General features: G+C 70.6%; 3 protein-coding genes. 1 reads left to right on the forward strand and 2 read right to left on the reverse strand.

Translation table 11 applies throughout. From position 1 onward, the window contains the following. Nucleotides 1–380, reverse strand: a 380-nt coding sequence (locus D7X55_RS43075; RefSeq protein ID WP_158626493.1) for a DUF1565 domain-containing protein, incomplete at its 3' end; no start/stop codon positions are given. A gap of 325 nt (nucleotides 381–705) precedes the next feature. On the opposite strand from D7X55_RS43075, the gene D7X55_RS39180 reads away from it, so the two are divergent. Beyond that, nucleotides 706–975 carry an HU family DNA-binding protein gene (locus D7X55_RS39180; protein WP_120550461.1) on the forward strand — a complete coding sequence of 90 codons (270 nt, stop codon included), beginning with the start codon at nucleotides 706–708 and terminating at the stop codon, nucleotides 973–975. On the opposite strand, the gene D7X55_RS39185 is transcribed toward D7X55_RS39180, so the two are convergent. Continuing rightward, the coding region (locus D7X55_RS39185; protein WP_147470416.1) for a M23 family metallopeptidase at nucleotides 917–1,776 on the reverse strand (860 nt) is incomplete at its 5' end. The genes D7X55_RS39180 and D7X55_RS39185 overlap by 59 nt on opposite strands.

The following is a 1,776-nucleotide window of genomic DNA, read 5'->3' on the forward strand; positions in this document are numbered from 1 at the left end:
CGCACGGGCCCCCGGGCGTCCAGGCCCCAGCCTCCTCCCTCCACCGTCAGGCCTTCCAGGGAGGTGTCCCCGGAGGCGTCCACCACGGTGGCCCCGGGGTCCGTGGCCGCCAGGATCGTGGCGGGGCCCTTCCCCACGAGCCGCGTGCCGTCCGGGAGCCGGAGGGGCCCCTCGTAGCGGCCGGTGGCCAGGTGCACCTGCTTCGGGCCGGGGCGGGCCAGGGCCTCCGTCAGCGATCGCAGGGGCCGCTCCCGGGTGCCTTCACCACCAGGGGCCGCCGCTGCGTCCACCCAGAGCTCCGCCGCCGCCTGGGGACGCGGCGCGGGCCGTGAGCAGGCGAACAGTAAGGCGAGGAGCCATGGCAGCAGTCGGGTGGGCACGCGGGCAGGCATCCTAGCCCCTTGATGGCACCCTGCTGGAGCTGGATCAGGAGCGACTGCTAAGTGATCGATTTCCCAATGCCTTTCATCCGGAAGCGATCAACACGCGATCACTCCCCCTGATGGGAAAAGGAGGAGTGTGAGGCTGTATCAAAAGATGCGATCCTCCACTCTCTCTACAGGGTGTATTTTCAGAGGCGAGTTTTCATCCAGAGGCCGATTTTCCGGCCTCGGAGCAGGTGGCGCATTGACAGTCGAAACCTCGATTTGTTACCTCCGCCATCCGCTCGTTCAACGCCAGACAACGCACAGAGGGAGGGGTGTCATGACCAAGGCAGAGCTCGTGGAGGTGGTGGCTGCGCAGTCGAGGCTCACGAAGAAGCAGGCCGCCCAGATCCTCGACAGCGTCTTCACCAACATCGGCAAGGCGGTGAAGAAGGACACGCGCTTCAGCTACCCCGGGTTCGGCACGTGGTCGCTGCGCTCGCGCAAGGCGCGCAAGATCCGCAACCCGCAGACCAACGAGATGATGAAGCTCAAGGCGTCGAAGACGGTCGGCTTCCGCCCCGCCAAGGAGCTGAAGAACTCGCTGTAGTCGCTTCCTGCGACGTGTCCGGGTCCGCTTCGGGGGCGACGAGCGCCTCCAGCGGATCCAACGCGCTGCCGTCGTGCCAGAGCTCGAAGTGGACGTGGACGCCGGTCGCGAGACCCGTGTCCCCCGCGAGCCCCACGACGTCGCCCCTGCCCAGCACCTCGCCCGTCGTGACCAGGACCTCGGACAGGTGGCTGTAGCGCGTCACCCACTGGCCCGCGTGCTGGACCTCCACCATCTTGCCGTGGTCCCCGTTCCAGCCGGCGCGCAGGACGACGCCCTTGTCCGCGACGCCCACGGGCTGTCCGCGGCGGGCCGCCAGGTCCACGCCCGAGTGGCGGCGCAGCCGACCGGTGATGGGGTGCCAGCGCTCGCCATAGAGGCTGGTGATGGTGACCGGCTCCACGGGCCAGGCGAGGCGCGGCGGGCCGAAGGTCTCCTCCGCTGGCGTCTGCGCCCAGCGGCGCAGCGTGGACGCGCGCACGATGAGGCGGCCCACGCGCACCACCACGGCCTCCGCGAGCGCGCCCGGCATGTCGCCGTAGAGGCGCGCGTCCTGCTCCAGCTCCGCCTCCATCACGCCCCGGGCGCGCGTCAGGTCGCGGGAGTCGGTCTGCTCCACCGGCAGGTCCAGGAAGGCGTCCAGGGCCGCGTTCACCGCCTCCCAGTTGCGCACCTGCTCCACGGGCATGGCGCTGCCGCGCGGGGCCTTGGCGCGGAGGGCCTGGGCCTTCTCGGCGAACAGGGCGAGGCGCGCTTCCAGCTCCGGGGAGCGCACGGGCGCCAGGGGGCCCCGGGCGTGCC

This window comes from Corallococcus sp. AB049A, from assembly GCF_003668885.1.
GTDB lineage: Bacteria > Myxococcota > Myxococcia > Myxococcales > Myxococcaceae > Corallococcus > Corallococcus interemptor.

Bases quoted from the DNA above. Each gene is read 5' to 3' on its own strand.
- D7X55_RS39180 (WP_120550461.1), top strand. From the start codon at position 706: ATGACCAAGGCAGAGCTCGTGGAGGTGGTGGCTGCGCAGTCGAGGCTC.